The organism is Streptococcus sp. 'caviae', assembly GCF_001937065.1.
Classification (GTDB): Bacteria; Bacillota; Bacilli; order Lactobacillales; family Streptococcaceae; genus Streptococcus.
This window is the reverse complement of record NZ_MOWR01000010.1, coordinates 1-25,591: the sequence shown is the minus strand read 5'-3', so window position 1 is coordinate 25,591 and position 25,591 is coordinate 1. Positions and strand designations below refer to the sequence as shown.

The window sequence follows — 25,591 nt, the reverse complement described above, 5'->3', positions numbered from 1 at the left end:
TTTCTCTTATTCCTCCAATGTTTCTTGTCTTTCAATGGCTTTTTTCAAGGCATTCCATGCCAGAGTTGAGCATTTGATCCGCTGAGGAAATTTGGAAACTCCCGCAAGAAATGCGGCATCTCCTAATTCCTTTTGCCGCTCATCTTTTTCTCCCTGAACCATTTTAGAAAAAATATCAGCTAATTCAAGTGCCTCTTCCTTGGTCTTTCCGATAACAGCGTCTGTCATCATACTGGATGAGGCGGTTGAGATGGTGCAGCCTTCACCGGCAAAAGCGATGTCGGATATTTTGTCGCCGTCAAATTTAACAGACAGACTAATCACATCGCCGCAAGTCGGATTATTGAGATTGACCTGCTCTACACCTTCTAAAAAACCGTGATGATGGGGATTTTTTGAATGATCCCCGACAACAGCCATATAAAGACTATCTAATCTTGAGAGTGCCATTAAAGAACTCCTTTGTTTTGATGATTGCTTCCACCAATTTATCGCAATCTTCTTTTGTGTTGTAAATATAAAAGCTGGCCCGCGCTGCTGAAGAGATACCCAGATGATTGATCAAAGGCTGGGCACAGTGATGGCCCGCACGAACGGCAACTCCTTCATAATCAAGCGCCGTTGCTGCATCATGGGGATGAAGTCCGGCAATATTGAAAGCAATAACGCCGGAACGCTCAGAAGCATCTTGAGGACCGTAAATGGTTACGCCTTCAATTGCCTGCAGCTTAGGCAGGACATAGCCGACTAAGTCCTGCTCGTAAGCATGAATAGTGTCCATTCCTACATTTTCAAGGTAATCAACTGCCGCTCCCAAAGCGATAGCACCAGCAATATTAGGTGTCCCTGCTTCAAATTTCCAAGGAAGCTCCTTCCACGTAGCCTCCTGCTCATAGACAAAATCAATCATCTCACCGCCAAATTCAATCGGACTCATCCGGCTGAGCAGCTCTTCTTTGCCGTAGAGAACACCGATACCAGTCGGTCCCAGCATTTTATGGCCTGAAAAAGCCAAGAAATCACAGTCCAGCTCCTGAACGTCAATGCTCATATGAGGAGCAGACTGAGCAGCATCAACGACCATATAAGCCCCATTTTGATGAGCCAGCGCTGCTGCTTCTTTGATCGGATTGATGCATCCCAGAACGTTTGAAACATGGGCCAGGCTGACAAATTTCGTTTTAGCACTGATTTTGCTCTCAAAATCAAGCATATCAAGCTGTCCATCCTTTAAATAAGCATAAACCAGCTTGGCACCGGCCTTGCGGCAGGCTTCCTGCCAGGGTATGATGTTGGAGTGGTGCTCCATAATCGAAATGAGCACTTCATCTCCCGGCTGCAGAATCTCTTCTGCAAAGCGAGCAACCCAGTTAAGACCGGTGGTCGTTCCTCTGGTAAAGAGGACTTCCTTGGTCGATTTTGCCTTGATAAAGGCCCGCAATGTTTCACGCGCAGCCTCGTATTGATGTGTAGCCCGCTCTGCCAAAGTATGGACACCGCGGTGCACATTGGCATTGTCCTGATGGTAGTAGTCGCTTAAACGGGTCAAAACCTGATTAGGCTTTTGTGTTGTTGCGGCATTATCTAAATAGACTAGAGGCTCATCGTTGACATGCTGGTTTAAAATCGGAAAATCTTGTTTGATTTTTTGAATATCTAACTTAGCCATTTTATCTCTTGTCCAATTTTTCATCCAAAACAGCAATCATTTCATCACGGACAGCCTTAATTGGAATTTCAGTAATAACCGTTCCAAGGAAACCGCGAATGACCAAACGTTCAGCTGTCTGCTTATCAATACCGCGGCTCATCAGATAGTACATATCTTCCGGATCAACCTGTCCAATAGAAGCCGCATGACCCGCTGTAACCTCATTTTCATCGATCAGCAAAATAGGATTGGCATCGCTTCTGGCCTTGTCAGACAGCATGAGAACACGGCTTTCCTGCTGGGCGTCTGCTCCCTTAGCTCCCTTGATAATATGGCCGATACCGTTAAAGGTAAGAGTTCCGCGCTCCAGAATAACACCATGCTGGAGAATATGGCCGACCGAATTATTGCCGTAGTTAGTTACCCGCGTATCAATTCCCTGAACCTGACGGCCGCTGGAGGCAGCAACAACTTTGAGTTCAGCATGGCTGCCATTTCCTATCAAATCACTGTCAAAATCAGCAATGACATTGCCCTCATTCATGACACCGAGCGCCCAATCAATGCTGGCATCATTGTCCAGACGGCCGCGGCGGCTGATATAGGCCGTCAGATTTTCACCCAAACGGTCAATAGCTGAGAATTTCACCTGACTGCCAGCCTGCGCCAGCACTTCAACAGCAATGTTAGCACTGGTCTTCACATCACCGTCTCCGATTGTTTCAAAGCGCTCCAAGTAACTAACCTTAGCATTGCGTCCGGCAATAATTAAAATATGCTTATTGAAAGGAACATCGCTTGTGCTGTCCTGCAGAAAAATACCTTCAATCGGCAGATTCACTTCAACATTATCCGGCACATAGAGAACAGCTCCGCTGTTAAAATAAGCTGTGTGATAGGCCGCCAGTTTATCCTCGTCAAATTTGAGAGCCGCTGCAAAATATTTCTCAACAACCTGCGGAATTTCTTCCAAGGCCGAATGAAAATCGGTGAAAACCACGCCTTGTTCAGCAAGCTCTGCCGGCAGGCTTTCTAAGACTGTCTGAGTGCCAACCTGAACAAGTTTAGGATTATCTCCCAAAGCAGTAAAATCAGGAACACTCGCAGAAACAGGACTTTCTGAAATCGTGCCGTCACCGAGATTCCAACGCTGAAATTTAACACGTTCAATCTTCGGCAGGTCTAAGCTGTCCATTTTTTCAAAGGCCGCCAGACGTTTTTCTTGCAGCCATTGAGGCTCTGCCTTTGCCTGTGAAAAATTTAAAATTGATTCTTTTGTCATTTGTTACTCCCTTTCTTTCTTATCAGAAGTTACAAATTAGACTTCTTCGCTGTACTCAAGACCAAGCTCTTCAGCTATTTTGGCATAACCTTCTTTTTCCAGCCGAACGGCAAGCTCTGCTCCGCCTGACAGTACAACACGCCCGTCCATCATAACATGGACAACATCAGGTGTGATGTAGTTAAGCAGGCGCTGATAGTGAGTGATAATCATCGCGCCAAAATTTTCATTGCGCATGGCATTAACACCCTTAGAAACCACTTTAAGTGCATCAATATCAAGACCAGAGTCAATTTCATCAAGAAGGGCAAACTTAGGTTCCAGCATCAGCAGCTGCAAGATTTCATTGCGCTTTTTCTCACCGCCTGAGAAGCCTTCATTAAGGTAACGTTCAGCCATTTCCTCTTTCATACCGAGGAGCTCCATTTTTTCATCTAATTTTGTAATGAAATCGCGGACAGAGACCTTGTCATCATCCTCTCTGCCAGCGTTCATGGCTGCCCGTATAAATTCAGCATTGGTGATCCCTGGAATTTCAGATGGGTACTGCATAGCCAGAAAAAGCCCTAAACGAGCGCGCTCATCAACATCCATCTCTAAAATATTTCCCCCGTCCAAAAGCACCTCTCCTTGGGTTACTTCAAAAACAGGATTTCCCATGATGGCTGCTGAAAGGGTTGATTTCCCTGTTCCGTTAGGTCCCATGACAGCCGCAATCTCGCCAGTTTTAAGCGTCAGATTAACTCCCTTCAAAATTTCTTTATCTTCAATAGACACATGAAGATTTTTTATCTCTAGTACAGACATAGTACACTCCTTTCATCTTATCAGTAATCATTATAACAAAAAAAGTCCGATTGGACTTTTCTCGCGTTCACAAATTATTTTTTCTTTTTTTGACGGTGCTTGGCAACTACTGACTGACGGTAATCGCTGTTCCCGATAAAGGCCAGAAGTTTAAACAGAGGTGTTCTTTTTGGTCCCCAAATCTCTAAGCCTTCAATGAAGACCTCTAAGGCAAAGCCGACCCCCAGCATCAGCAGAATCCCTCCTAAACGGCTGGAAATATTCAAAAGCAAAGAGATGAGGGAAAAGAACATGGCAATACCGTAAACAACTAAAACCGCTCCGCGATGGGTAAACCCCATGGCTAGGAGCCTGTGGTGCAGATGCATATTGTCAGCTTCATAAAACTTTTTCCCCGACAGCGTGCGTCTGATAATGGTAACTGCTGTATCAACAATAGGCACTCCCAGAACAATAATCGGTGTTACCACAGCAACCGCAGTGGCGTTTTTCAGCCCTTGCAGGGACAAAACGGAAATCATAAAGCCAATAAAGAGAGCACCGGTATCCCCCAGATAAATAATGGCAGGGTGATAATTATAAGGGAAAAAGCCGGCGATGGCAAAAATCAAAACAAAAATGGTAAAGGTCAAAAAGATATCAGAATCGTAAAGGAAAAAATACGAAACCAATCCCATGGTTGTCAGACTGATAATGGAAACACCGCTGACTAAACCGTCTAAGCCGTCAATCAAATTCACCGCATTCGTAATAGCCACAACCCACAGAATAGTCAGAAAGAAGCTTAAAAAGGGATTAAACTGCAGCATCGGACCGCCAAAAGGAATTTTAAAGCTGTCAAAACGAAAGTCCGTAAAAATCCATATAATAATTGCTCCAATCAGAATCCCCAGAAATTTCGCCTTGGGCGACAGCTCATAGACATCATCAAGAAAGCCGGTCAGCATGACTGCCAAACTTCCGATGACAACCGGCAGAATGTATTCAAAATAAGACTGACCCCAAATCTGTGTTTTTAAAATCATGGGCATCAGCACCAGTGCAGAGACGGTAAAGGAAATAACGATAGCCAGTCCGCCGGCACTGGGCATGGGCACCTTGTTGATCCGTCTGGCATTAGGATTGTCCACCGCACCGACTCTAAAAGAGAAAAATCTGACCAAGGGCGTCAAAATAAGAGACATCAACAGTGTCGCAATCAATACAAGAACAAATTTCAGTGTAATTGGTATCATCTATTTCCTCCAATCATTTGCAGTTCTTGCAGGGCATCTGACATAATAAGCTGAACGCCGTGCTCTAACAGATAAGCCCGCGTCTTCGTTCCCTTGTCAGCATGTTCTAACATTCTGGCAAACATCAGATCGGCATAATAATCCGGCTTGTTTTCAAGGCTGAGCAGAATCGTCATATGATAGGCATCAGTTTCCTTAAAAAGTTCCGATGCTTCCACCTCATAATCAACTGTTTTAGCAAAACGGACCGCTTCTTTCAGGCTTGGAAAATCAAGCACAAAATGAATATAGTCCGGCTGATCGCTCTCTTCTTTTTGTTTTTGGGCTTCCTCTTCTTCTTTTCTTTCTGCTTCGGCTAATTTATCCAAAGCTGCCGTATCTCCTTTTTCTCTCATGGTTTCTTCCAAAGTTTTGAAGAAATCCTCAGGAGACATTTTTGAGATATCATCAAAGTCAGACAGATCCTCCAAATTAAGGTTCTTATTGATTTCTGATTTGGTCACAAAGACATCGATCCGGTCATTTCTCGGTGTGACACGAAAGCTCAGCATGCCGCTGTCTTTAAAATTCTCAGGCAGATCCAATTCATCCATAACAGTATAGAAGAATTCTTCTGTTTTTTCCTGCGGAATCAAGAAATCCTTTAATTCCATGCCTCTTTCTTCCAAATCTTCCATACTGATGGTGATTTTTAGCGTTGTTTCGCTGATTTGTTTCATTTCCATAGTCTTTACCTCATGCGAGTAGTTATTTCATTATACAAGAAAAGCCTATTTTTTTCAATTTTGGAGAAGAAAAACAGCAAAAGCAGCTAGCTTAACCAAAAACGGCTGTAATCAGACCATACATGATCAGGAGAGCCCCCAGACCAATACGGTATTTCCCAAAGAAAGTGAAGTCATGATTCTTAACATAATCTGTCAGGAAGCGAATAACGTAAAGACTGACAACAAAAGCAACCAGCATGGCAATCAGCAGAATAAGGAGCTGACTGCCCATTAAGACAGTGCCTGATTTGATGAATTTAAAAACCTTGTACAGACTGGCGCCAAACATGATGGGAATTCCCAGGAAAAAGGTGAATTCTGTCGCAACTTCACGGCTGGTTCCCACCAAGATACCGCCCAAAATAGTTGCTCCTGAACGGCTGGTCCCAGGAATAAGCGACAGGACCTGAAACAATCCGATATAGATAGCTGTTTTATAAGGCATATTGGCCAGGCGCGTGATGACGGGTTCAACATTTTCATGACGCTTTTCCACATAAATGAAGGCCACACCGTAGATAATCAGCATCAAGGCTACAGTGAAAAAATTTTGAAAATGAGCATCCAGCCAGTCATTGATTTTCAGACCAATAACAGCTGCCGGCAATGCCGCAACAATGACCTTCAGCCAAAGCTGCCAAGTCAGCTGGACTTCACGGCTTGTTTTTCCTTTTTTAAAAGGATTCAGTCTGTCAAAATAAATAACGACAACAGCCAAAATGGCTCCGAGCTGAATGACCACATTAAACATATTGGTAAAGGGGGCATTGGCATCTTTAAATTTGATAAATTCTTCTACCAGAATCAAGTGCCCGGTGCTTGAAATGGGCAGCCATTCCGTGATGCCTTCCACTATCCCGAAAATAATGGCCTTGATGATTTCAATTAATAACATATAGTCTCCTTTTATTTACTTTGAGCAGCTTAGCGGTAACGTTCTGCGGATCAAAAGGCTCCGCCTCCTCCACCGCCTCCGCCGCCAGAGAAGCCGCCGCCTATTGAGCCTCCTGAGGACACTGAAAAGTTCGAAGCTTTGGCAGCAGTTGAAGTGTAGCTTGACAAATTGCCAGCTGACAAGCCTATATAATAAGCCGGTTTGACAGCAAGATAATTGTTTATCTGCGGATTATCCAGTTTGATGTCGTTAAGTTTCAGATAGTCCTGAACTCGGTCTGCATAGCCGTATAAAGTAGCATAAACCAAGATTCTGTTCCAAACAACGACACCCTCTAAATCCACATCATCGAATGTCTTCACATCGCGAATCATATTTTTAAAGGCATCCCAGCCCTGTCTGACTGCCAATCCTTCCTGAGTCAGCAGACCCGATACTTTATAATAATCATCTTTGAGATAATAAAAAATGAGAAGGACAACTGACAGAACAAGTATAACAGCATTTGTCCCCAAGCCAAACCAATAACCCTTAAACAGACTGAAGATGCTGACCGCTAAAGACAGCAGCAAAGCAAGAACTGTAAGCCAGTAAACTATAGCCAAAACACTGTTTTCTTTCCTTGTTCTTTGGCGATTAATGTTTTCAAAACCTAAACTGTCAACAGCCTGCTTAACACAACTGTCCAAATTTTTGACGCGCTTTTCAAACAAGTCCAGCACATTTTGGCCGCGCTGACGGATTTTGGCTTGATCGCTGCCTTCAAAAATACCCTGACTGATTTTGTAATCGGCAAAAGCATTGTCAATAGGCATCTTACCTTCTCCGTAGACAAAGGTAAGAAAGGCTTCCTCGTACGGTTCAAGTCTATTTTTATCCGGAACAGCAAAGCTCCTGCGGTTGGCAGAAATCTTGAGCTTTCCCTGATCGATTAGATCCAAAAGACTGGCCTGAATCAGTTCCTTAAAGCCTATATCATAGTGACGGACCCTGCCTTTTAACGGTGAGAGTTCCCCGACTTCTAGATTATAGACATAGCGCGCCAGAAGCAAGGGAGAAAAATCTGCCGGCGGACTGAACAAATGCATATGTTTGGAAACTTTCTTTTGCCCCAGCATGCCTTTCCAAATCAAATAACAAAGACCAGCCAGCAGCAGCAAAGCAGCTGCCACCAGCGGCAATAATTTGCCAACAAGGAAAGGATAAAATTTCTGATTGCGGGCAATGTCCCTTTCAACGGCCTGAAACTGTGCTAACCTTTTGTCTGAGTTAGCCGTTTCAAGAGAAAAGTCAGAACTTGGCCAGTAAGCGTGCAGTTCCAGCTGTTTGCCCTGACCTAAATGATCGAGAGTTATTTTATAAAGATTATTTTTGCGGCTGACTTTCGGCTGAACCTTAAAATAACCGGTATGGGCATAGAGCCTGCTACCCTTGAGCACAGCTTCCGGTCCTTTAACCGTCAGGATAACCTTGCCTAAAGCAGCATCCCAATCACTGATTGGAACCCAGTTGAGCTCTGCAATATCTGAATAGACAGTTGTTATTTTTTTAAGTCTCCAGTTCAAAGAAAGGACAATCCGGTCACCTTTGTTCCCGCCATTATAAACTTTCACACGGTAACCATCTGACAGCTTTTCAATTTCTGTCCTTATTGAGCGTTTATGAAGCCTTCCTTTTTTATCCATTTTATAAGCGGCGACATCTGGATGACTGTTGATTTGAAAACCTTTAGGAACCTTCCCTGCCGTCCCCAGAGTAACGTACTGCCCCCTATAGCCAGAATCAAAGTCGTAAACAATATTCTGCTGAAAACTGGCACTGTTATCCTTATTGACAGTCAGCTCCCCCTTATAAAGGCGAATGCTGTAATCAACATCGTCAGCTGACACAAGGCCGGATACCATTAAACTACAGCAGATCATCAAAAAGAACAGTATTTTTTTCATTACTAATCTCCCAAAAATCCTTTCCCCTATTTTATCATAAAAACTGTCTAAAGATAAACCTTGTATGTATTCATAAACGGTGATTTTTATACTTAATAAGAATCAAAAATAGACTGGGTGGTGATCGGCAAGAGAGTGGGACAAAAATCAGTAAATCGTGATAAATCACGATTCAGACTGAAGAAAAAGTCAAATTTTATCAAAAGAACTATTGTGTTATGATACTTTCCTTAGGTAGCACGGACGGCAAAACCAAACGCCAACGCTATAGCTTTTGACTAGGTTTTGCATTAGATTGCCGTTAGAAATAGTATCGATTTCTAACGGCAATCGTCGCAGCAACTTCCTTTGGAATTTCATACCTAGATTTTGAGCCCAAGTCTCAAAATCTCCGAAACGCCAGAAATAAGTGATTTCTGGCGTTTTTGCTTCAGCGGAAAGTATCTGGGATAGGCTCGTTCAATTCGCCTATTTTTCCTATAGATTGTGAATTGATACTATCCTAAGATGTGTGTGCTTGTGAAATGCTAACTATAGAGTTTGTCTACAACCTGAATCGTGATAAATCACGATTTCGATTTTGTCGTCCCACCTCCGCATAATTGATTAGGTTGGCCGCTATCACTTGCCCAGCAAGGGATAAGGACTGCCAATCAATCACTGCGTCAATCTGGTGAAACTAGAACAGGACAAAAGAGATAAAACTTTTTGCCCAGCTTCAAAGTGAAGACAACAACCTATAGTTTTGCTTTTTGAAGAGTAGAATCGTCATCAAATTGTCTCTTTCATGATATAGCACAATATAGGGGAGAACGGTATAATGAACATACAAAAAACTAGGAAGACCAACATGGCAATAAAAGAAGATTTGGGACAGCGGATTAAAGACAAAAGAAATCAACAGCAACTGACACAAAGCCTTTTGTGCGGAGACGAAACAAAGCTGACCATTCGACAGCTTCAGCGGATTGAGGGCGGACAGTCTTTGCCGACTCTGGAAAAATTAGAGTTCATTGCCAATCGCTTAGAAACCCGTTGATACAGAGAATCGATATAACCGAGCGAAGTGTTCCATAAGCCGCTTCTTAAATCAAGGTACTTCCTATTTTGACTATCATATAAATAAGTGTTATCTGCCCTAATTGGCTTAAAATCATACATAGTTTCATTGCCATAGACACCATTTAGCAGAGCATAATGTTTCATTTTTCTCCTCATTTCCAATCTTCTAAATAAAATAACCAAGCAAATTATAGATAAAACTACTAATGGAAAGAATTATCATCAGAAAATTTACGATACCTAATAAAAAATAAAGAAATTTGATAGAAGGCATTAATCTTAGAGCTATCTAAAATTAGTCTAATCAAGTGAAAATTAGTCAATTTTCCTCTCTTATAAGGAGAGGTATCAAAATCGTGTAAGGGGTTATCAGCTTTTTCAGCATCTTTCAAAAGCAGGTTGTTATAAAGGGACATTTTTTCATAAAAACCACTCGTATCGCTGACTAAACCTATTTTCTGCAATTCTTGGCTCCTTAGTTCACGGGAATCTCGTCCTAAAATAGAAGACCTGCCGCTGTCTGCTCTTAGCTGTCCGGTTAAAATATTAATCGTTGTTGTTTTTCCTGATCCTGAAGGCCCAAGAAATCCAAAAATTTGACCCTTTTCAATCGAAAAACTAATGGCATCAAGTGCAACAGTCCTGTTAAATGTTTTTCTGATAGTTTGAGCAACAATAACTGGGGTATTCATATCTTTTCCTTTCTTAACGGTATGGCGTTATTATAAGGGATAAAAAACAAAAAGAAAACGACATCAGTGTCAGGTGACATGGATATCGCTGTAAAAATTATTGTTTCAGTTTAGAGGCTCCCTGATGAAACCTTTACCCTGTGCTGCGAAAATTCTATCACGGCACTAATATCATTTGGTCCGCTCTCACAGCGCTAATGTTCTGATAAATTCAGGATATTCAGATACTGATATTGAAATGCGGCTCTTTTTCCTGTAAAATGATAGAGGAAAAATTTTATACAGGAGTCTTCTAATGAAAAAGACATTTTTAAGCTGTCTTGCTGCTCTTTTTATGCTGTTTGCAGGCATGACAAGAGCCCAGGCAGATGAGTATTTACGTGTTGGGATGGAAGCTGCTTACGCCCCTTTCAACTGGACCCAGGACACCAGCCGCAACGGCGCTGTTCAAATTGAAGGCACAAAGCAGTATGCCAACGGATATGATGTGCAGACAGCTAAAAAAATTGCCAAGGCTTTGGGTAAAAAGCCCTTAATCGTCAAAACAAAATGGGAAGGGCTGGTACCGGCCCTTACATCCGGTAAAATTGACATGATTATCGCCGGCATGAGTCCGACAGAAGAACGCAAAAAGCAAATTGCCTTCTCTGACAGCTACTATACCAGTGAGCCGGTTCTTGTGGTTCGCAAAGACGGAAAATACGCTAAGGCTGAAAGTCTTGATGACTTTTCAGGTGCCAAGGTAACCTCCCAGCAAGGCGTTTACCTTTACAATCTTATCAGTCAGATCCCAGATGTTTCGCAGGAAACAGCTATGGGTGATTTTTCTCAGATGAGACAAGCTCTGGCCTCTAATGTTATTGACGCTTACGTCTCCGAGCGCCCTGAAGCTATTTCATCCATCAAGGCCAATAAAGATTTTAAAATGGTTTCTCTGAAGAAGGGGTTTCAGGTCAGCTCATCCGATGTTGCCATCGCTGTTGGTATGCGTAAGGGAGACCCGCGCTTGGGACAGGTTAATGCTGCGCTTGCTCAATTTCCCTTAAAAGAGCAGATTGCTTTGATGGATAAAATCATTCCGCTGCAGCCCAGTCACGATGATAGCAGCCAAGAAAAGACCAAATCCAGCTTTTTCAATCAGGTCAGCAAGATTCTTAAAAACAACTGGAAAGCGCTGCTGCGCGGAACCGGTGTGACCCTGCTGATTTCAATCATCGGTACGATTGCGGGACTGGTTATCGGACTTTTAATCGGTGTCTACCGCACAGCACCAAAGGCTTCCAATCTCATTTTGTCTTGGCTGCAAAAACTTTTCGGCTGGCTGCTTAATGTCTATATCGAAGTCTTCCGCGGAACTCCAATGATTGTACAGGCCATGGTTATTTATTACGGCACTGCCCAAGCCTTTGGCGTCTCCCTCGATCGTACGCTGGCAGCTATTTTCATCGTTTCCATCAATACCGGAGCCTACATGAGTGAAATTGTCCGCGGCGGTATCTTCGCTGTTGACAAGGGACAGTTTGAAGCTGCGACAGCCCTTGGTTTCACCCATGGACAAACCATGAGGAAAATTGTGCTTCCTCAGGTTATCCGCAATATCCTGCCGGCTACAGGCAACGAATTTGTCATTAACATCAAAGATACATCCGTCTTGAATGTTATCTCCGTTGTTGAGCTTTATTTCTCCGGAAATACCGTGGCCACACAGACCTATCAATATTTCCAAACATTCTTTATTATCGCTGTTATCTATTTCATTTTAACCTTTACTGTGACGCGCATTCTCCGCCTGATTGAAAGAAAGATGGACCAAGATAATTATACTCAAATTGAAGGAGAGACGCATTAATGACCGATACTATTTTAGAAATCAAACATTTAAAAAAATCTTTCGGCAAAAACGAGGTTCTCAAGGACATTTCTTTGACTGTCAAAAAAGGAGAAGTCATCTCAATCATCGGCTCCTCCGGCTCTGGCAAGTCCACCTTGCTGCGCTCGATCAACCTGCTTGAAGAACCCAGCGGCGGTGAGATTCTCTACCGCGGTCAAAACGTCCTTGAAAAAGGCTACGATTTGACAAAATACCGTGAGAATCTGGGCATGGTATTTCAATCTTTCAATTTATTCAACAACCTCAATGTTTTGGAAAATGCCATTGTCGCCCAGACCACCGTTCTCAAACGGCAGCATGCCGAGGCGGAAAAAATTGCCAAGGAAAATCTCAACAAGGTTGGAATGACTGAGCAGTACTGGAAGGCAAAACCCAGTCAGCTCTCAGGAGGGCAAAAACAGCGCGTCGCTATTGCCCGTGCCCTGTCTGTTAACCCTGAAGCTATTCTTTTTGATGAGCCGACCTCTGCTCTTGACCCTGAAATGGTCGGAGAAGTTCTCAAAACCATGAAAGACTTGGCTCAGTCAGGTCTTACTATGCTGATTGTCACCCATGAAATGGATTTCGCCCGTGACGTATCAGACCGTGTCATCTTCATGGATCAAGGGGTCATTGCTGAAAGCGGCACGCCTCAGCAAATCTTTGAAAATCCTAAGGAAGAAAGAACCAAAATTTTCCTGCAGCGTTTTTTGAAATAAAATAAGAAACTGAGAGTGAGACAAAAATCGTGATTTCGCAGACATCTATTTTGCCGTCCCGCTCTTTTATTTTGGCTCTTTGTCAGCTGCAGCGGCTGATGAAAAACTAAGATTGAGATAGGGCTAGGTCGGCTCTGTCTTTTTTGATGTTAGAGTCTTTAATTTCGAGTCATTCCGCGACATTCTTAAGCTGTCTCATCGGTACTTTTTAAGCAGCGGTTGGCGCTTTTCATTATAAGTCTTATGCCCCAACTCCTGATAGGATTTCCCCACTGCAGAAATAACAGAGTTTTTTCAGTTGTGATTGACTCTTTTGCCTTTTGACTTAAAGAAATTATAAGTTTTCTCGGTTATACTTGGTCAAAACATAAAGGAGGACAAAACCATGATCGCTAAACAAAATCATTCTACTGCCAATATCCTGCTCTTTTTGACCTCTTTTATTGCGGCAAAATGGTTCTATGACACCTTCTTGAAAGTCTACGCCCATTATATTTCAAATTATGGCATGGACTTTGCCTTATTCTTAAATGTCATCATCACTCTTATCTTATCCTACTTTACCTTTGTCCTGCTCAAATTTTGCTGCACGCAGCAAATTACAAGCAGCACTATCATCATTTCCTACCTCATTTACAGCCTCCTGCTTGTCTATGTTATCTTCCTGAAAAATATAGGCCATCAAGGACTCGTGCTCGATCCTCTCTCCTTTATCCATGACATTGCCAATGGCAGCAGATTCGTTCCTGCAATGAACCTACTGATGTTTATTCCCCTAGGATTTTTGTACCCGCCGACAAAAGCTAATTTTAGCTTGTCTTTGCTGGGGCTCATCCTTTTAGAATGCTGCCAGTATGTCTTTCATCTCGGCGTTTTGGATTTAGGAGATATCAGTTTAAATGCTATCAGTTTGCTTATCGGCAATTTTTTCCATCTGAGCTGTCTGCCTAGGTGGATCAAGGAACACATGACCGGCAAACCTCATCAATCATGATGGGAAAGCCTGTACAGACTTTTAAGAGCATGGTTAAAGTCATACTAAGGGAACAGAGAAAATCAGTTTTGTTGCGACCGAACGATTTTACCTGTTCCCATTTTATGTGCCGTCAATTCTATGAAGAACATATTTTTTCTTGACAAGTGAGTGTTTACTCACTATAATAGTTGTCATAAAAGGTTAGTGATTAATCACTAACTAACTTATGGAGGTTCCTATGACAAAATTACTGAATTTACAAGCTCTAAGAAAAAACTTTGGTAAGCAGGTGGTTCTCAACGAGGTCAGTTTTGAATTAGACTCAGGGGAAATTATCGGTTTAATCGGTCCGTCCGGAGCAGGTAAATCAACCATGATCAAAACCATGCTGGGCATGGAAAAAGCTGACAGCGGGGATGCACTCGTCCTCAGCCATCGCATGCCCAACCGCCATGTGCTTGGGGAGATTGGCTATATGGCTCAGTCCGATGCCCTCTATGAATCCCTCTCCGGCTTAGAAAACATGGAATTCTTCGCCCAGATGAAGGGGTTATCCAGACGCGATATCCCAGAAGCCATCAACCATGCCTGTCAGGTTGTTGACTTATCTGAACATCTAAACAAAGCGGTCTCAGGTTATTCCGGAGGTATGAAACGCCGCTTGTCTTTGGCTATTGCTCTGCTGGGAAATCCTCGGCTTTTGATCCTAGACGAACCCACTGTGGGCATTGACCCTGCCCTGCGCCGCAAGGTTTGGCAGGAACTGCGTCAATTAAAAAAAGACGGTGTGGGTATTTTACTGACAACACACGTGATGGATGAAGCCGAACTGACTGATAAGGTTGGTTTGCTGCTTGACGGCCAAATGATAGCCTTTGACAGCCCGGCAAGCCTGAAATCAGCCTATGCCGTTGATTCTATTGAAGAAGTTTTCTTAAAAGCCGAAGGAGAATTGTGATGAGAATTTTAGCCATTTCAAAAAAAGTTTTAATTGAGCTGCTGCGTGATAAACGTTCGCTGGCGCTGCTGTTTTTAGCACCGGTCATCATTATGTGGCTTATGAATGTCGCCTTTACAGTCAGCACTGAAACCAAGGTGACCTTCGCTGCAGTTGATGTTCCGCAGACACTTTCTGCTTCACTGGATAAGCTCGACAACATCAGCCTTAAAACTTATGAGAATAAAAGCACTGCCATCAAGGCTTTAAAGGATGAAAAGGCAGATGCCGTCCTTGTTTATAAAGATAAGGAACACTACGAGGTTGCTTACGCAAATACCGATCCCAGCAAAACCAGCCTAAGCCGGCAGATACTAAAGAGCACTATCAAGCAAAATCAGATTCAGGATTTGATCAAGCAGCTGCAAAAGGCTCAACAAACGGCTGCAAGACCGCCGCAAGCAGGCAACAGCAGACAAGCTCCTCAAACCCAGCCAATAAAGCCGGCAGATAACCTGCAAGACCAAGTAAAGCTGTCTGAAAAATACATTTACGGAGATAAAGATACAACCTTCTTTACCAAAATGACACCAATCCTTATGGGCTTTTTCGTCTTCTTCTTTGTATTTCTCATCTCCGGTATGGCTCTGCTTAAAGAAAGAACCTCAGGAACCCTCGATAGGCTTCTGGCGACGCCTGTTAAACGTTCTGACATTGTCTTTGGCTATATGCTGTCCTACGGCCTTATCGCTGCTATCCAAACAACCGTTATTGTCCTGTCAACCATCTGGCTTTTAGACCTTCAAGTAGCAGGCAGTATCCCCCATGTCATCCTGATTAACATTCTCTTTGCCCTGGTCGCTCTTTCCTTTGGTATTTTACTGTCAACACTTGCCAGCTCAGAATTTCAAATGATGCAGTTCATTCCTTTAGTGATTGTCCCTCAGCTGTTCTTTTCAGGAGTTATTCCTCTGGATACAATGGCAGATTGGGTGCAGACAGCCGGAAAAATTCTTCCTCTTTATTATGCCGGGCACGCTCTGTCTAAAGTTGTGCTGCACGGCACCAGTATTTTGAGCCTCAAAGGCGACTTGCTTGCCCTCCTGCTTTTCCTTCTCGTTCTTACAATTCTCAATATTATTGGACTTAAACGTTACCGCAAGGTATAATGAAAGTAAGAATGAGGTAATTATGGACAAAAATACTATTTTAGGCAACTACCGTGACTGGCTGGAACATCATAAAATGCCGGCCGGAAAAAAGAAAACTCTGGCTGCTGCCATCGAGCTTTTCTCTCAAAAGGGCTACAGCGGTACTTCTACCGCTCAAATTGCTGATAGGGCCGGTGTCAGTCAGGCAACTATTTTCAAATATTTTAAGACCAAAAGCGACCTGCTGGCAGAAATCATGCAGCCCATGATTCCCGAGCTGAAAAAAGCTTTTCTTCCTCAATTAAAAGCTCATACCAAGTTGGAAGAGGCTGTCCACTTTATCGTTCAGGATCGCTTTCAATTTTTAGTGCAAAATGCAGAGCTGATTAAAATTCTCATTCAGGAGTGTCTGGTCAATGCTGACTTGCGGCAAACACTGATGGCCAATATTGAAGCAGCGGTAACTGCGGATTTTACCAATTATTGGCAGGTTTTAAAAGAAAACAATCCTCAGATCAGCAATCTCAGTGCTTTGGAGGTCGTGCGAATTAATGTCGGTCTGCTCTTTGCCTACTTTGCCCAGCGCTTTATTTTTAATCTTCCCAGTCCATCCGAAAAAGAAGATCTGGCCCTCATTGAAAAACAAATCCTGGCACTGCTGACTCTGCCGGATTAAGAGCCCAAAAACTGGCCGAGCAGCCAGATGGGCCAAGATTTTTTACATAAAACAAAAGAGAACAGCCCAAAATCGTTCTTCCTTAGGAATTGATTTGAGCTGCTCTCTTTTTTGACTCTTTCTCACACGCCAGTACTCATGATGGTTACTTTGAGACGTGCGATTTCAATCATTTTTTCGTTTTTATATTCATTTCAAAGACGGGGCTGCGCCCTCAGTTATATTTTTATGACCTTACTGTGCTTTTAAAGCTGATAAAATCTGCGTCCGCATATCTTCAACACCTTCTGGATTGCTTGGCAGGAAGACTGTTTGGTTGCCGCCTGCAGCAAACTGATTCAGAGTATCAAGATATTGGTTGGTCAACAGAATAGACATAATCTGTTCCTCTGTCATACCAACATTGGCTTGTTTGAGCTCAGCAATAGACTCAGCTAGGCCATCAACAATGGCTTTACGCTGCTGAGCAATACCGACACCGTGTAAACGGTCTTTTTCTGCTTCCGCAGAGGCTGCTGTAACAATCTTAATCTTATCGGCTTCTGCTAATTCTTGGGCAGCTACCCGTTTACGCTGAGCCGCATTGATTTCATTCATGGACTGCTTAACCTCAGCATCTGGTTCAACCTTGGTAATCAAAGTTTTCACGATGATATAACCGTAAGTTGACATTTCTTCTGCCACCTGGTGCTGAACTTCAAGGGCAATTTCATCTTTTTTCTCAAACAGTTCATCCAAGGTCAGCTTAGGAACAGATGAGCGCAGAGCATCTTCAATATAAGACTTAATCTGTGCTTCTGGGCGCATCAGTTTATAGTAAGCATCCGTTACATTTTGTTCATTGACACGGTACTGGGTCGCAACATTGAGCGTAACAAAGACATTGTCCTTGGTCTTGGTCTCAACGATAATTTCTGACTGCAGCAAACGCAGCTGAACACGCGCAGCAATTTTGTCAATACCAAAGGGAAGACGCAAATGAATTCCGCTGCTGGATGTTACCTGATATCTCCCAAAACGTTCGATAATAGCCACTGTCTGCTGACGGACAACGTACAGACCGCTGGCAATTAAAATGATGAAAAATAACAATACGATACAAAGAAAGATAAAAATTCCCATAATAATCTCCTTATTTATGTTTCACCTATTATAAACTATTCTTTAGTTCTTGACAAGTAAACTCAGACCAGCATATTATACAGGCTTTCATTTCCGTGCAGATTGATGTAGCTTGGATCAAAAGCACTCAAGCGATCAATCAGAGCCTGATAGTCGCTCTTGTCAGCCAGCGTAATTCCGATGAGAACCGGTCCTGTCCCCTTATTAGCCCGTTTGATGTACTCAAAACGCGTGATGTCATCATTAGGCCCTAAGATATTATTAACAAATTCACGCAGGGCTCCCGGACGCTGCGGAAAATTAACAACGAAATAATGCTTGACCCCGTCGTAAATCAGCGCGCGCTCTTCCATTTCCTGCATTCGGTTAATATCATTATTACCTCCGGAAATCACACAGACCACCGTCTTGCCCTTGATGTCTTCTTTCATGACTTCCAGCGCTGCAATAGAGGCAGCACCTGCAGGTTCTGCAATAATGCCTTGCTTAGAATACATATCAATCAAAGTTTCAGAAATCAAGCCTTCATCAACACCAATGAGTTTGTCGACATATTTTCTTGCCACCTCATAGGTCGAACGGCCGACCTTTTGCACCGCAATTCCATCGGCAAATTTATCAATATGTTCCAGTTTGACCGGATGTCCCTTATCAAAGGCAGCTCTCATGCTGCGTGCCCCCATAGCTTCAACACCGACCACTTCAATCTCTGGCGCAGCACCTTTGATGTAAGCAGCAATCCCTGAAATCAAACCGCCGCCGCCAACGGGAACCAAAATCGCATCAAAGCTCAGACCATCTTCCTGAGCCTGTTCATAAATCTCATAAGCCACTGTTCCCTGACCGGCCTGGACGTTTTCATCGTCAAAAGGATCGATAAAGGTCATCCCTTCAGCCTTAGTATAATCCTGAGCAGCCTGAGCTGAGGCGTCAAAGGTGTCTCCTACCAGTTTAATATCAACGAAAGACCCGCCGAAAAACCGGACTTGGTTGATCTTTTGGTGAGGAGTCGTTACGGGCATGAAAATAGTTGCAGGAATTTTCATTTCGTTACAAGTATAAGCAACACCTTGTGCGTGATTGCCGGCAGAAGCACAGACAACGCCTCTGGACTTTTCCTCGTCAGATAATTGTGAAATGGCATAATAGGCACCGCGCAGTTTAAAAGAACGCACCTTTTGCATATTCTCACGTTTTAAATAAACAGTCGCTTGGTACTTTTCAGATAAATAACGGTCAAATTCAAGCGGTGTACGGACAACGACATTTTTTAGCACATCATTAGCCGCAACCACGTCTCTAGCTGAAATCATAGTTTTCCTCTTTTTCAAAATATTCAGTCTATTCATTATAACAAAAAAAGTTATAAAATGATAGACAGAGCTTACAAAGACGGACAAAGCTCAGCATATTGCAGGTCGTTTATATGAGGCCGCCAAGCTCTGCAGCTCACAAAGCCTGATCTGTTCCAACAAATCAAAAATACCGGAGAATATCCGGTATTTTCAGTAATTGTATTAGTTATAAATTTTGAAAGCATCGTCATCGTTTTGGTTAACAAATGGCATGGCCTTACGAAGCTCAGCACCAACCTTTTCGATTTCAAGATTGGCTGCTTCCTTGCGGTAAGCTTCAAGGCGCGGACGACCGTTTTGATAATCATCCACAAATGACTGAGCAAATTTACCGTTTTGAATATCAGCAAGAACAGCTTTCATATTTTCTTTCACTTGTTCAGTGATGACACGCGGACCTGACACGTAATCACCAAATTCAGCAGTGTTTGAGATAGACTGACGCATCTTCTTAAAGCCGCCTTCGTAAATCAAATCAACGATTAATTTCATTTCGTGAAGCACTTCAAAGTAAGCCAGTTCCGGTGCATAGCCGGCTTCCGTAAGCACTTCAAAACCAGCTTCGATAAGAGCGGTTAAACCGCCGCAAAGAACAGCCTGTTCACCAAAGAGGTCTTCTTCAGTTTCTTCTTTAAAGGTTGTTGCCAACAGCCCAACACGTGCAGCACCGATACCTTTAGCCCAATCCATTGCAATATCCTGTGCATTGCCGCTTGGATTTTGATAAACAGCAAAGAGAGCAGGAACACCAAAACCTTCTTGGTAAGTACGGCGGACTAAGTGTCCGGGTCCTTTTGGTGCGACCATGAAGACGTCAACATCTTCCGGTGCTTTAATGTATTCAAAGCGAATGTTAAAGCCGTGAGCAAAGCCAAGCGCTTTACCGGCACTCAAGTTAGGAGCAATGTCATCAGCATACAGTTTTGCCTGAATTTCATCCGGCGCCAAAATCATGATGATATCAGCTAATTTGGTAGCTTCTGCAACTTCATACACATCAAAACCGTCTTCTTTGGCCTTGTCAAATGATTTCCCATGACGCACACCGATAATCACGTCGTGACCTGAATCACGTAGGTTTTGCGCATGCGCATGGCCTTGCGAACCATAACCGACAACGGCAATTTTTTTACCGTCAAGTGCTGCTGTTTTTACATCTGCTTCATATAACATTTCTACTGCCATAATATATATCTCTTTTCTAATTTTTTATTATTGCTAAAAGCTGATAACTATTCAAAAGTTTTTAAGATAAATCTCTTGTGAATCCTGTCGCACCTGTACGGGCAATATTTTTCACACCGTAAGGCTGGATCACTCGAATAAGCGCTTCGATCTTATCCGCATCTCCGGTCATCTGGATGGTGATGGACTTGGGTGCCACATCAATAACACTGGCACGAAAAGGCTGGATAATCGCTAAAATTTCGGCACGCTTGCTGGTCGGAGCTGCCACTTTTATCAGGATTACTTCACGTTCCAAATGAGGCTGATCCGTAATATCGCGGACACGGACAACATCAATCAGGCGATTGAGCTGCTTAATGATTTGCTCCACTTCTTCCAGCGAATCAACATCAATAATGATGGTGATTCTGGAAATATTGGGAACCTCGGTATGACCGACTGAAATAGACTCAATATTCACCTGACGTCGGGACAAAACTCCGGTAAAGCGGTTGAGAACCCCGGTGGAATTTTGAAGTTTGGCTGTTAACATTCTACGCATTAAAAGTCACCCCCAACATTTCCGCATTGCTCTTGCCTGACGGTACCATTGGATAAACATGTTCACGATTGGAAATATTAACTTCTATTAACATCGGCTTGTTTTCCAAAATAACTTCCAGATCTTTTTCCAAAGTCAGCGGATCGGAAAACTTATAATGACTGATTCCATAAGACTCAGCCAAAAGCTGGAAGTTTGGCTCGTCATCAAAGGTTGACTCGCTTCGGCGTTCATCATAGAAGGACTCCTGCCACTGGCGAACCATGCCCAGCGAATGATTGTTAATCAAAACAACCTTGATTGGAACCCCATAGCCATTCAAAATAGCCAATTCCTGATTGGTCATTTGAAAACCGCCGTCTCCGACAAACAACACAACTTCTTTGTCAGGATTTGCCAGCTTGGCACCAACGGCTGCAGGAATGCCAAAGCCCATCGTACCGAGCCCTCCTGATGTGATGATCTGGCGTTCATTTTTATAAGGATAAAACTGAGCAGCCCACATCTGATGCTGGCCGACGTCCGTAATAACAATCGCCTCTCCCTTAGTCAGCTTGCCAATTGTCTCAATCGCATGCTGCGGCTTGATAATCTCTTCATCAAACTTATAACTGAAAGGAGCCTTGGCCTTGTTTTGCAAGACTTTGTCTGTCCATTCCCGATGCCTTGTAGAAACCTTATCAGCTTCCAAAAGCTGCTGCAAGGTTTGTTTGGCGTCTCCGACAACCGGAATGGCTGTTTTGACAACCTTGCCGATTTCAGCCGGATCAATATCCACATGAGCAACCACGGCTTTTTTGGCAAAAGTTTTAGGATTGCCTGTCAGCCGATCGGCAAAGCGTGATCCAAAATTAATCAGGAAATCGCACTCTGTCAGCGCCATATTAGAAGCGTAAGAACCGTGCATTCCTCCCATGCCCAGAGACAGAGGATGCTCGATTGGCATCACTCCCAAACTCAAAAGGGTAGACACAACAGGAATATTATAACGTTCAGCAAAGGCAACCAATTCGGCAGAAGCCTCCGAATAATTAACGCCGCCACCCGCTAAAATCAAAGGCTTCTTCGCCTTTTTCAGCTGGGACAAAATTTTTCTGACCTGTAAGTTATTTGGCTCAATAGTCGGCTGATAGCCAGGGACATTGAGATCGGTCTTGTAATAAAAACTGACCAGTTTCTCAGAAACATCCTTAGGCAGGTCAACAACAACCGGACCGGGACGCCCTGTTGTTGCAATGTGAACAGCCTCCGTTACAATGCGCGGAATATCTGCTGCATCACGAACTTGGTAATTATATTTGGTGATAGGCATAGTAACACCAATAATATCTGCCTCCTGAAAGGCATCCTTACCAATACCTGGTGTTGCAACCTGACCGGTGAACACTAATATAGGCACACTGTCACTCATGGCGTCAGCAATGCCGGTGATGGCATTTGTTGCACCGGGACCGCTTGTCACCACAGCTACACCAAGTTTCCCTGTAGATTTGGCAAAGCCTTCCGCTTCATGCAGCGCACCCTGCTCATGACGGGCTAAAATATGACGGATAGTATCATTTTTATAGATCGCATCATAGAGCGGCAAAACAGCACCGCCGGGATAACCAAAAATGGTTGTTACTCCTAAATTTTCCAAGGTATCAAGCAGTAATTCTGATCCTGATCTCGGATTTTCAAGCTGTATTTTTTCCACGGGAACCTCCTTTGCAATTATTGTTCAAATTTTCAAAAAATTCAAATCACTTAGTTAATATCATAACACTTTTGAAAAATTTTGCAAGTAAATTTGATAATTATCTGCCCTAATTTTCACTGATTTATCTAAGCAAATTTCAGATCCAAGTTAACCACCCCGTAAAACTGTCCTAGAGGCTTTTCCCTTAGGGTAATATTAATTCAATTTTCAATTCAAAAAGCTGGGGGAAAACTTAATTCCTCATCAAAATGAGACATCAAAAAAAGCCCGGCATCAAGTTTTTTAACAGCTTGACACTAAGCTTTTTGACTATTTTGAGCGTTTTTCCCAATTTCTTATAGGATTGTATTTTTATTCCACACTCATCAAATAAGGGTAAACAGGCTGGTCTCCCTGATGAATTTCAACTTCAATCTCTTCATACTGCTTTTCAAGATCCGCAGCTAATTTTTGTGCCTGTTCTTGATTGCCCTCTTCACCAACATAGATGGTAACAATTTCACTGTCATCATCAATCATTTGTTCAAAGGTTTGACGCAGTGCCTGATCCATATCTGAATTGGACACTAAGATCTTACCATCAACCATGCCCAAAACATCATCCTTATGAATCGTCAGACCGTCAATAGTTGTATCGCGGACAGCCATGGTTACGCTCCCGCTGACAACATCTGCCAGACTGTCTGTCATAGCTGCGACATTATCTTCCAAGGAATTGGCAGGATTGAAGGCCAAAAGGCTGGTGAAACCTTGCGGGATAGTCCGCGTTTCCACAACAGCAGCCGGAACATCAACAACGTCCGCGGCACTTTGGGCAGCCATGAAGATGTTTTTATTATTCGGTAAAATAATAATGTTCTTCGCATTAACAGACTCAATAGCCTTGACAATATCCTCCGTTGACGGATTCATGGTCTGACCGCCGGAAATGATATAATCTACACCTTGTGATTTAAAAATTTCCGCCAAACCGTCGCCGGCCGCAACGGCTATCAGAGCATATTCTTTCAGCTCTTTAGCTCTTGGTTCTGCCTCTTTTTCCTGAAGAGCCTCATGCTGATTGCGCATGTTATCAACTTTTACCTTGACAAGAGCCCCGTATTTGAGTCCTTCTTGTATAACCAGACCCGGATCTTCAGTATGAACATGGACCTTAACAATTTCATCATCATTGATAACTAACAGAGAATCTCCTAAGTTACTCAGGTAATTTTGAAAGGCTTCGTAGTCAAAATCTTTGACATAAGTCGGACCCTGCTTAAGTGCTACCATAATTTCTGTACAGTAGCCAAAGGTAATGTCTTGTGTTGCCACATGACTGACAACAGACTTATGATGTTCAGCATTAATCATTTCTGTCATGTTAGCAGGAGTAGCCTGAAAGTCTTCTGACATGATATACTCACCTGTTAAGGCCGACAAAAAACCTTCGTAGATGAAAACTAAGCCTTGGCCGCCCGAGTCAACAACACCTACCTCTTTTAAAACAGGGAGCAGATCCGGCGTCTTAGCCAAGGCTGCTTTAGCACCATTTAGCGCAGATTGCATCACGTCAACAGCATCATCCGTATTTTCAGACTTTTTAATGGCTGCTGATGCCGCTCCGCGCGACACTGTCAAAATGGTTCCTTCAACCGGCTTCATAACGGCCTTATAAGCTACCTCAACCCCGGCTTGAAGCGCTTGGGCCAAGTCCTTACCTGTCAGTTCTTTTTTATTCTTGATGCTTTGGGCAAAACCGCGGAAAAGCTGAGAAGTGATAACACCTGAGTTACCGCGCGCTCCCATCAGCAATCCTTTAGAAAGAATTTGACCGACTTCTCCAACTGTTGAAGCCGGTTTATCAGAGACTTCCTTAGCACCATTATCCATGGTCATGCTCATATTGGTACCTGTATCACCATCCGGGACAGGAAAGACATTCAGTGAATTGACATATTCTGCTTGTTTACCAAGGCGTGTTGCAGCTGCCTGAACCATCCCTTGGAATAAACTTGTTGTAATATTAGCCACTAATCTTCTCCCACAACTTTAATATTTTGTACATAGACATTAACCGTATCAGCAGAAATGCCCAGCTGATTTTCAAGATTAAACTTGACGCGCTCTTGGATATTTTTAGATACTTCACTGATTTTAACGCCGTAACTCATCACAGTGTAAACATCAACTGAAATACCGGCATCTGTTGATTTTATGACAACACCCTTAGAATAGTTTTCCTTGCGCAGCAGTGCCTGAAAATTATCTTTGATAGCACTCTTGCTGGCCATGCCGACTACCCCGAAGATTTCATTGGCTGAACCGCCAACAACTGTGGCAATCACGTCATCTGACAATTCAATTTGACCGTCTTTTGTGTTAATTTTTACTGTCATTTCGCTACCTCAAAAAGTTTTTATCAGCTTATTTTACCATAATATAGATATCTTGTAAAAAATTAACAAAAAAAGAGTCCGAAGACTCTTCTTTCATTTTAAACACGTTCTACTTTACCAGATTTAAGCGCACGCGCTGAAGCCCAAACTTTTTTAGGTTTTCCGTCAATAAGAACAGTCACTTTTTGAAGATTTGGTTTTGCTGTGCGTTTGGTTTTGTTCATTGCGTGTGAACGGTTATTTGCTGACACAGTTCTGCGTCCTGTAAAATAACATACTTTAGCCATTTATCTGTCATCCTCCTGCTTAGTCTAGGGGTGAAGTCACCACATACCGTAATATTATAGCAAAATACCAGCTGTTTGACAATAGCCTTGCAAAAAATATCTCAAATGCCGATTGCAGGGCTCGAACCTGTGACCTACGCGTTACGAGTGCGTTGCTCTACCAACTGAGCTAAATCGGCTAACAGTAATATTTTACTATTTCTACAAATTTTGTCAACAGAAACAGACAATGAATCATTCCCGTAGTTAGTTTTTTGTCCGATTTGTTATGGTTCGATGGAAGATAGTAATGGTATTTCCGTATTCTTAACAGTTAGTACACGATATGCAATGATAACATTTCTTACAAAAGCAA

23 protein-coding genes, 1 tRNA gene and 2 pseudogenes are annotated in these 25,591 nt (G+C 43.0%); 7 read left to right on the top strand and 19 right to left on the bottom strand.

Annotated elements, in window-relative coordinates; translation table 11 throughout:
- Positions 1-6: 6 nt before the first annotated feature.
- The 8 genes from sufU to BMI76_RS09240 all read right to left on the bottom strand — a co-directional run bounded on the left by sufU (position 7) and on the right by BMI76_RS09240 (position 8,583).
- Entirely contained in the window at positions 7-450 is a 444-nt protein-coding gene (gene sufU, locus BMI76_RS09275) for a Fe-S cluster assembly sulfur transfer protein SufU (protein ID WP_075347290.1), read from the bottom strand.
- On the bottom strand, positions 428-1,669 hold the full coding sequence (locus tag BMI76_RS09270; protein WP_075347289.1) for a cysteine desulfurase: 1,242 nt from the start codon (positions 1,667-1,669) through the stop codon (positions 428-430). The genes sufU and BMI76_RS09270 overlap by 23 nt, the downstream gene beginning before the upstream one ends.
- A gap of 1 nt (position 1,670) precedes the next feature.
- Positions 1,671-2,933 carry a Fe-S cluster assembly protein SufD gene (sufD, locus tag BMI76_RS09265; RefSeq protein ID WP_075347288.1) on the bottom strand — a complete coding sequence of 421 codons (1,263 nt, stop codon included), beginning with the start codon at positions 2,931-2,933 and terminating at the stop codon, positions 1,671-1,673.
- A gap of 36 nt (positions 2,934-2,969) precedes the next feature.
- Positions 2,970-3,740, bottom strand: coding sequence for a Fe-S cluster assembly ATPase SufC (sufC, locus tag BMI76_RS09260; RefSeq protein ID WP_075347287.1), 771 nt, complete (start codon positions 3,738-3,740; stop codon positions 2,970-2,972).
- A gap of 74 nt (positions 3,741-3,814) precedes the next feature.
- A complete protein-coding gene (locus BMI76_RS09255; RefSeq protein WP_075347286.1) occupies positions 3,815-4,975 on the bottom strand; it encodes a glycosyltransferase family 4 protein in 1,161 nt (386 codons plus the stop codon).
- A complete protein-coding gene (gene mecA / locus BMI76_RS09250; protein WP_075347285.1) occupies positions 4,972-5,700 on the bottom strand; it encodes an adaptor protein MecA in 729 nt (242 codons plus the stop codon). The genes BMI76_RS09255 and mecA overlap by 4 nt, the downstream gene beginning before the upstream one ends.
- 91 nt (positions 5,701-5,791) lie before the next feature.
- Positions 5,792-6,637, bottom strand: a complete 846-nt coding sequence (locus tag BMI76_RS09245) for an undecaprenyl-diphosphate phosphatase (protein WP_075347284.1) — start codon at positions 6,635-6,637, stop codon at positions 5,792-5,794.
- A gap of 50 nt (positions 6,638-6,687) precedes the next feature.
- On the bottom strand, positions 6,688-8,583 hold the full coding sequence (locus BMI76_RS09240) for a DUF2207 domain-containing protein (protein WP_075347283.1): 1,896 nt from the start codon (positions 8,581-8,583) through the stop codon (positions 6,688-6,690).
- An 850-nt stretch (positions 8,584-9,433) separates the two neighbouring features.
- Here BMI76_RS09240 and BMI76_RS09235 point away from each other — a divergent pair.
- Positions 9,434-9,619 (top strand): annotated as a pseudogene (locus BMI76_RS09235) (helix-turn-helix domain-containing protein); the annotation flags it as partial.
- On the opposite strand, the pseudogene BMI76_RS09230 reads toward BMI76_RS09235, so the two are convergent.
- Together BMI76_RS09230 and BMI76_RS10915 are read right to left on the bottom strand one after the other, a co-directional pair.
- Positions 9,604-9,789: pseudogene (locus BMI76_RS09230) on the bottom strand (aminotransferase); the annotation flags it as partial. The pseudogenes BMI76_RS09235 and BMI76_RS09230 sit on opposite strands and share 16 nt — an antisense overlap.
- A gap of 59 nt (positions 9,790-9,848) precedes the next feature.
- Positions 9,849-10,337: an ATP-binding cassette domain-containing protein gene (locus BMI76_RS10915; protein ID WP_257615269.1), complete on the bottom strand. Its 489-nt coding sequence runs from the start codon at positions 10,335-10,337 to the stop codon at positions 9,849-9,851.
- A 295-nt stretch (positions 10,338-10,632) separates the two neighbouring features.
- Here BMI76_RS10915 and BMI76_RS09220 point away from each other — a divergent pair, with 295 nt between their 5' ends.
- The 6 genes from BMI76_RS09220 to BMI76_RS09195 all read left to right on the top strand — a co-directional run bounded on the left by BMI76_RS09220 (position 10,633) and on the right by BMI76_RS09195 (position 16,666).
- The gene (locus BMI76_RS09220) at positions 10,633-12,186 is read left to right on the top strand and encodes an ABC transporter substrate-binding protein/permease (RefSeq protein ID WP_075347282.1); all 1,554 of its coding nucleotides are present in this window, start codon (positions 10,633-10,635) and stop codon (positions 12,184-12,186) included.
- Complete coding sequence (locus BMI76_RS09215) at positions 12,186-12,926, top strand: amino acid ABC transporter ATP-binding protein (protein WP_075347281.1); 741 nt, start codon at positions 12,186-12,188, stop codon at positions 12,924-12,926. The genes BMI76_RS09220 and BMI76_RS09215 overlap by 1 nt, the downstream gene beginning before the upstream one ends.
- Before the next feature lie 385 nt (positions 12,927-13,311).
- The gene (locus BMI76_RS09210; protein WP_075347280.1) at positions 13,312-13,920 is read left to right on the top strand and encodes a VanZ family protein; all 609 of its coding nucleotides are present in this window, start codon (positions 13,312-13,314) and stop codon (positions 13,918-13,920) included.
- A 220-nt stretch (positions 13,921-14,140) separates the two neighbouring features.
- Positions 14,141-14,860, top strand: coding sequence for an ABC transporter ATP-binding protein (locus BMI76_RS09205; RefSeq protein ID WP_075347279.1), 720 nt, complete (start codon positions 14,141-14,143; stop codon positions 14,858-14,860).
- Positions 14,860-16,008 (top strand): ABC transporter permease, encoded by a 1,149-nt coding sequence (locus BMI76_RS09200; protein WP_075347278.1) that lies wholly within the window; start codon positions 14,860-14,862, stop codon positions 16,006-16,008. Before BMI76_RS09205 ends, BMI76_RS09200 begins: the two co-directional genes overlap by 1 nt.
- 22 nt (positions 16,009-16,030) lie before the next feature.
- Positions 16,031-16,666, top strand: coding sequence for a TetR/AcrR family transcriptional regulator (locus tag BMI76_RS09195; RefSeq protein ID WP_075347277.1), 636 nt, complete (start codon positions 16,031-16,033; stop codon positions 16,664-16,666).
- Positions 16,667-16,900: 234 nt separating this feature from the next.
- On the opposite strand, the gene BMI76_RS09190 is transcribed toward BMI76_RS09195, so the two are convergent.
- The 9 genes from BMI76_RS09190 to BMI76_RS09150 all read right to left on the bottom strand — a co-directional run bounded on the left by BMI76_RS09190 (position 16,901) and on the right by BMI76_RS09150 (position 25,415).
- Positions 16,901-17,788, bottom strand: coding sequence for an SPFH domain-containing protein (locus BMI76_RS09190; protein ID WP_075347276.1), 888 nt, complete (start codon positions 17,786-17,788; stop codon positions 16,901-16,903).
- Positions 17,789-17,850: 62 nt separating this feature from the next.
- Positions 17,851-19,101 (bottom strand): threonine ammonia-lyase IlvA, encoded by a 1,251-nt coding sequence (gene ilvA / locus BMI76_RS09185; protein ID WP_075347275.1) that lies wholly within the window; start codon positions 19,099-19,101, stop codon positions 17,851-17,853.
- Positions 19,102-19,305: 204 nt separating this feature from the next.
- Positions 19,306-20,328, bottom strand: a complete 1,023-nt coding sequence (ilvC, locus tag BMI76_RS09180; RefSeq protein WP_075347274.1) for a ketol-acid reductoisomerase — start codon at positions 20,326-20,328, stop codon at positions 19,306-19,308.
- A 61-nt stretch (positions 20,329-20,389) separates the two neighbouring features.
- The gene (ilvN, locus tag BMI76_RS09175) at positions 20,390-20,872 is read right to left on the bottom strand and encodes an acetolactate synthase small subunit (RefSeq protein ID WP_003090251.1); all 483 of its coding nucleotides are present in this window, start codon (positions 20,870-20,872) and stop codon (positions 20,390-20,392) included.
- Complete coding sequence (locus BMI76_RS09170) at positions 20,865-22,568, bottom strand: acetolactate synthase large subunit (RefSeq protein WP_075347273.1); 1,704 nt, start codon at positions 22,566-22,568, stop codon at positions 20,865-20,867. Before BMI76_RS09170 ends, ilvN begins: the two co-directional genes overlap by 8 nt.
- 354 nt (positions 22,569-22,922) lie before the next feature.
- Positions 22,923-24,584 (bottom strand): DAK2 domain-containing protein, encoded by a 1,662-nt coding sequence (locus tag BMI76_RS09165; protein WP_075347272.1) that lies wholly within the window; start codon positions 24,582-24,584, stop codon positions 22,923-22,925.
- Complete coding sequence (locus BMI76_RS09160) at positions 24,584-24,949, bottom strand: Asp23/Gls24 family envelope stress response protein (protein ID WP_027975490.1); 366 nt, start codon at positions 24,947-24,949, stop codon at positions 24,584-24,586. The genes BMI76_RS09165 and BMI76_RS09160 overlap by 1 nt, the downstream gene beginning before the upstream one ends.
- Before the next feature lie 98 nt (positions 24,950-25,047).
- Positions 25,048-25,236, bottom strand: coding sequence for a 50S ribosomal protein L28 (gene rpmB, locus BMI76_RS09155; protein ID WP_027975489.1), 189 nt, complete (start codon positions 25,234-25,236; stop codon positions 25,048-25,050).
- A 106-nt stretch (positions 25,237-25,342) separates the two neighbouring features.
- Positions 25,343-25,415: transfer RNA gene (locus BMI76_RS09150), tRNA-Thr, on the bottom strand.
- Positions 25,416-25,591 lie beyond the last annotated feature (176 nt).

Bases quoted from the DNA above. Each gene is read 5' to 3' on its own strand.
- rpmB (WP_027975489.1), bottom strand. From the start codon at position 25,236: ATGGCTAAAGTATGTTATTTTACAGGACGCAGAACTGTGTCAGCAAAT.
- sufD (WP_075347288.1), bottom strand. From the start codon at position 2,933: ATGACAAAAGAATCAATTTTAAATTTTTCACAGGCAAAGGCAGAGCCT.
- BMI76_RS09205 (WP_075347279.1), top strand. From the start codon at position 14,141: ATGACAAAATTACTGAATTTACAAGCTCTAAGAAAAAACTTTGGTAAG.
- BMI76_RS09190 (WP_075347276.1), bottom strand. From the start codon at position 17,788: ATGGGAATTTTTATCTTTCTTTGTATCGTATTGTTATTTTTCATCATT.
- BMI76_RS09200 (WP_075347278.1), top strand. From the start codon at position 14,860: ATGAGAATTTTAGCCATTTCAAAAAAAGTTTTAATTGAGCTGCTGCGT.
- BMI76_RS09215 (WP_075347281.1), top strand. From the start codon at position 12,186: ATGACCGATACTATTTTAGAAATCAAACATTTAAAAAAATCTTTCGGC.
- BMI76_RS09245 (WP_075347284.1), bottom strand. From the start codon at position 6,637: ATGTTATTAATTGAAATCATCAAGGCCATTATTTTCGGGATAGTGGAA.
- BMI76_RS09240 (WP_075347283.1), bottom strand. From the start codon at position 8,583: ATGAAAAAAATACTGTTCTTTTTGATGATCTGCTGTAGTTTAATGGTA.
- BMI76_RS09270 (WP_075347289.1), bottom strand. From the start codon at position 1,669: ATGGCTAAGTTAGATATTCAAAAAATCAAACAAGATTTTCCGATTTTA.
- BMI76_RS09160 (WP_027975490.1), bottom strand. From the start codon at position 24,949: ATGACAGTAAAAATTAACACAAAAGACGGTCAAATTGAATTGTCAGAT.
- BMI76_RS09195 (WP_075347277.1), top strand. From the start codon at position 16,031: ATGGACAAAAATACTATTTTAGGCAACTACCGTGACTGGCTGGAACAT.
- ilvC (WP_075347274.1), bottom strand. From the start codon at position 20,328: ATGGCAGTAGAAATGTTATATGAAGCAGATGTAAAAACAGCAGCACTT.
- sufC (WP_075347287.1), bottom strand. From the start codon at position 3,740: ATGTCTGTACTAGAGATAAAAAATCTTCATGTGTCTATTGAAGATAAA.
- BMI76_RS09210 (WP_075347280.1), top strand. From the start codon at position 13,312: ATGATCGCTAAACAAAATCATTCTACTGCCAATATCCTGCTCTTTTTG.
- sufU (WP_075347290.1), bottom strand. From the start codon at position 450: ATGGCACTCTCAAGATTAGATAGTCTTTATATGGCTGTTGTCGGGGAT.
- ilvA (WP_075347275.1), bottom strand. From the start codon at position 19,101: ATGATTTCAGCTAGAGACGTGGTTGCGGCTAATGATGTGCTAAAAAAT.
- mecA (WP_075347285.1), bottom strand. From the start codon at position 5,700: ATGGAAATGAAACAAATCAGCGAAACAACGCTAAAAATCACCATCAGT.
- ilvN (WP_003090251.1), bottom strand. From the start codon at position 20,872: ATGCGTAGAATGTTAACAGCCAAACTTCAAAATTCCACCGGGGTTCTC.
- BMI76_RS10915 (WP_257615269.1), bottom strand. From the start codon at position 10,337: ATGAATACCCCAGTTATTGTTGCTCAAACTATCAGAAAAACATTTAAC.
- BMI76_RS09255 (WP_075347286.1), bottom strand. From the start codon at position 4,975: ATGATACCAATTACACTGAAATTTGTTCTTGTATTGATTGCGACACTG.
- BMI76_RS09220 (WP_075347282.1), top strand. From the start codon at position 10,633: ATGAAAAAGACATTTTTAAGCTGTCTTGCTGCTCTTTTTATGCTGTTT.